This is a genomic window from Saccharomonospora halophila 8 (assembly GCF_000383775.1).
GTDB lineage: Bacteria > Actinomycetota > Actinomycetes > Mycobacteriales > Pseudonocardiaceae > Saccharomonospora > Saccharomonospora halophila.
Map to the genome: position 1 here is coordinate 130,937 of NZ_KB912566.1, position 3,481 is coordinate 134,417.

A 3,481-nucleotide genomic window follows, 5' to 3' on the forward strand; every position below is an offset into this window, starting at 1 on the left:
GGCCCCCCCCGCCTACTCGGTGTCGTCGGCCGGGTCGGCCGGAACCGCGGCGTCCGCCGGGGCGTCCGTTCCGTCCCCGGCCGTCGCGGACGGCTGACTCCGCAGTTCCTCGTTCAGCGCGCGCCAGGCCGACTCGGCGGCCTTCTGCTCGGCCTCCTTCTTGGTGGTGCCGTCCCCCTCCCCGAGGGACCGCCCACCGACGAGCACGACGGCGTTGAACTCCTTGCGGTGATCCGGACCGGTGTCGACGACCTTGTACTCCGGCACACCGAGCCCGGCCGAGGCCGTCAACTCCTGCAGGCTCGTCTTCCAGTCCAGACCCGCACCCCGCGACGGGGCCTCGGCGAGCAGGTCGCCGAACAGCCGGTGTACCAGCGAGCGGGCGGATTCGATCCCGTGCGCCAGGTAGACGGCGCCGATCACGGCTTCGAGCCCGTCGGCGAGGATGCTCGCCTTGTCCCGGCCGCCGGTGAGTTCCTCGCCCTTACCGAGCAACAGGTGCGCACCGAGCCCGCCCTCGCCCAGTTCACGGGCGACGCCGGCCAGCGCGTGCATGTTCACCACGCTGGCCCGCAGCTTCGCGAGCTGCCCCTCCGGCAGATCGGGATGCCGCTGGTACAGGTGGTCGGTCACCACCAGACCGAGCACGGCATCACCCAGGAACTCCAGCCGTTCGTTGGGCTGGAGCCCCCCGTTCTCGTAGGCGTACGAACGGTGGGTCAGGGCGAGGGTCAGCAGCTCGTCGTCGAGTTCGACGGCGAGTGCGTCGAGCAGGGACGCCGGATCCGGTGCGGGCCCGGTGGGCGACTTGTCCCCCATACCGACGACCTCAGGCCGGCTCGACGACCTGCCGACCGGCGTACTGGCCACATGTCGGGCAGGCGACGTGCTGCGGCTTGAGCTCACGGCAGGCGCGGTTCTGGCAGGGCACCAGCTGCACGGGGGTCGCCTTCCACTGGGACCGGCGCGAGCGGGTGTTGGAGCGCGACATCTTCCGCTTGGGGACGGCCACGACTGGGTCTCCTCATCAAGGTCTGCCCGCGGGACGCGGGCGTGCTTGCGAACGGTCGGACTACACGCCCGACCGGCTTTACCGGTCGGAGCCGTTCGCCGTCTCGCCGCCCGAAGTGTCCTCCAGACGGTCCAGCAGCGCGGCCCACCGAGGATCTATCGTCTCATGCCCGTGTCCGGGGTCGAGTTCGGCCCACTTCATGCCGCATCCGGAGCACAGGCCCTCGCAGTCATCGCTGCACAACGGGACCAGCGGCAACGCGAGCACGAGCGTGTCCCGCACGAGGGGTTCGAGGTCGATCATGTCGTCGACGATCCGGGAGACCTCGTCCTCCTCGGTGGTCTCGTCCGTGGTGGAGTCGGGGTAGGCGAACAGCTCGGTGAGCTGGACGTCCACCTCACCGGTGATCGGGTCGAGGCACCGCGAGCACTGGCCCTCGGTCGTGGTGTGCGCGGTGCCGGTGATCAGCACGCCCTCGACCACGGATTCGAGCAACAGGTCCACGGTGACCGTGGCGCCCTCGCCGACGACGACGACGTCCGGGACGCCCAACGCGGTGGTCGCCGGGAGCTCGCGGCGCAGGTGGTTACTCGAACCGGGGCTCCGGCCGAGTTCCTGGGTGTCGAACAGCCACGGGTTGCGCGCGTCGGTGCGCTGCGGGCTCGAACTCTGCTGGGAAGACATCGGGGCTTTCTGCACGGTGCGGAACGGACGGACGCCGACGACCTGTACCGGTGCCGACCTTACCAGCGTACGCGACCGGATCCGCTCATTGAGCCTGATAGTCGTACTCGTGGCTCGTCGCGCGCGGATCGGGGCCGAGTGTTCCCCGCAGGTGATTGCGGCCGGAGTCGACCGTGCGCAGGGTCGCCGACAGCAGCTCGGAGAACTCGGCCAGCTTGTCGTCGACGTAGGCGTCACAGTCGGCGCGCTGCCGGTCGGCCTCGGCGTGCGCCTCGTCGACGATCCGCGCGGCCTCGTCGTGCGCGGCCTGCACCACCTCGGTCTGCGACACCAACCGGGACTGCTCGTGCTTGCCGTCCTCGACCGAACGCTCGTAGGCGTCCCGGCCCGCCTGCACCATACGGTCGGACTCCTCGCGGGCGCGTTCGGTGAGGTTCTCGAACTCGGCCTCGCCCGCGGCCACCGTGCGGTCGGCCTCGGAGCGGGCCTCGGACACGAGTTGTTCGGCCCGCTCGCGGGCCTCGGCGAGCAGGCGTTCGGCCTCCTCGTTGGCCGAGTTCACCGTCGACTCGGCCTGCTCCCGGGCGATCCGGACGATCTCGTCCCGCTTGTCGAGCACGTCCTGGGCGTCGTCCACCTCCCCGGGCAGGGCGTCGCGGACGTCGTCGAGCAGTTCCAGCACGTCGCCACGGGAAACGACGCAGCTCACGGTCATCGGGACCCCGCGGGCCTCCTCCACGATCGTGACGAGCTCGTCGAGAGCCTCGAACACCCGGTACACGGCAACTCCCTCGCGGCCATCGACTCCCACGCGACACCCTCAGTCTGCCCGCTCACCCCGCGCAGTGGTGGCACCACCCCGCAGCGTGTCACCAGGGAGGTGCCGTGAAGGACCCCTTCGCTGCATGTGACGCGGTGAAGGAGGCCTTCGCGGCGCCGGACGCAGGGAAGGGGTCCTTCACGGCACCACGGAGAGTGACCGGCGTGGGGTCAGGACTCCGGGAACTTGGCGCGGAGGCGGTCGCGGACGAGGTCGGGGACCATGCCGGTGACGTCGCCGCCGTAGGTGGCGACCTCCTTGACCAGCGAACTGGACAGGTAGCTGTACGTCGGGTTGTTCGACATCAGCAGCGTCTCGACACCGGACAGTTCGCGGTTCATCTGCGCCATCTGCAGCTCGTAGTCGAAGTCGCTGACCGAGCGCAGGCCCTTGGCGATGGCGGCGATCCCGTTGTCGCGGCAGTAGTCCACGAGCAGGCCGTGCCACGAGTCCACCCGGACGTTCGACAACCGCGCCGTCGTCTCCCGCAGCATCTCCATCCGTTCCTCGACGGAGAACAGACCCTGTTTCTTCTTGTTGACCAGCACGGCCACCACGACCTCGTCGAACAGCTCGGCCGCCCGTTCGACGATGTCGAGATGCCCGTTGGTCGCCGGGTCGTAGGAGCCGGGACAGACCGCTCGCCGCATGGCGCGGACGCTACCAAGCGGCCGGACACGCCGCGCAATACGCACCGGACGCGCCGTTGATCACACCGCCCACCCGCGCGGGACCGGTCGTCACCCTCCCCCGGGCACGTCTTCGTCCCCGGGAAGGTACTCGGCGCGGTGCAGCGCGGTGTCCCCGTAGCGACGGGTGCGCAGGGCGTGGCATCGGTCCGGCCACGGCGGGTCCCCGTCCCGTGCGGCCCGTTCGACGACGAACAGGGCGCCGGGGGCCGGCCAGCCGTGCTCCACCACCGCGGCCAGCACCGCCGCCAGCGTCGCGTCGTCCACCGCGTACGG

At 70.4% G+C, this 3,481-nt stretch carries 5 protein-coding genes and 1 pseudogene; all 6 read right to left on the bottom strand.

Annotation, left to right across the window (positions count from 1 at the left end; genetic code table 11):
- Positions 1–12: 12 nt before the first annotated feature.
- Complete coding sequence (gene rnc, locus SACHA_RS0115800) at positions 13–819, bottom strand: ribonuclease III (protein ID WP_019811283.1); 807 nt, start codon at positions 817–819, stop codon at positions 13–15.
- Between the two features lie 10 nt (positions 820–829).
- On the bottom strand, positions 830–1,012 hold the full coding sequence (gene rpmF, locus SACHA_RS0115805; protein ID WP_007025814.1) for a 50S ribosomal protein L32: 183 nt from the start codon (positions 1,010–1,012) through the stop codon (positions 830–832).
- 78 nt (positions 1,013–1,090) lie between these two features.
- Positions 1,091–1,696 (bottom strand): YceD family protein, encoded by a 606-nt coding sequence (locus tag SACHA_RS0115810; protein ID WP_019811285.1) that lies wholly within the window; start codon positions 1,694–1,696, stop codon positions 1,091–1,093.
- Positions 1,697–1,781: 85 nt separating this feature from the next.
- Positions 1,782–2,477, bottom strand: a complete 696-nt coding sequence (locus SACHA_RS0115815; RefSeq protein WP_019811287.1) for an SPFH domain-containing protein — start codon at positions 2,475–2,477, stop codon at positions 1,782–1,784.
- A gap of 209 nt (positions 2,478–2,686) precedes the next feature.
- Positions 2,687–3,166, bottom strand: coding sequence for a pantetheine-phosphate adenylyltransferase (coaD, locus tag SACHA_RS0115820; RefSeq protein WP_019811289.1), 480 nt, complete (start codon positions 3,164–3,166; stop codon positions 2,687–2,689).
- Positions 3,167–3,256: 90 nt separating this feature from the next.
- Positions 3,257–3,481: pseudogene (locus SACHA_RS22550) on the bottom strand (hypothetical protein); the annotation flags it as partial.

What these genes read in the sequence shown, in the direction of transcription:
- rnc (WP_019811283.1), bottom strand. Translation starts at nt 819, where the DNA reads ATGGGGGACAAGTCGCCCACCGGGCCCGCACCGGATCCGGCGTCCCTG.
- SACHA_RS0115810 (WP_019811285.1), bottom strand. Translation starts at nt 1,696, where the DNA reads ATGTCTTCCCAGCAGAGTTCGAGCCCGCAGCGCACCGACGCGCGCAAC.
- coaD (WP_019811289.1), bottom strand. Translation starts at nt 3,166, where the DNA reads ATGCGGCGAGCGGTCTGTCCCGGCTCCTACGACCCGGCGACCAACGGG.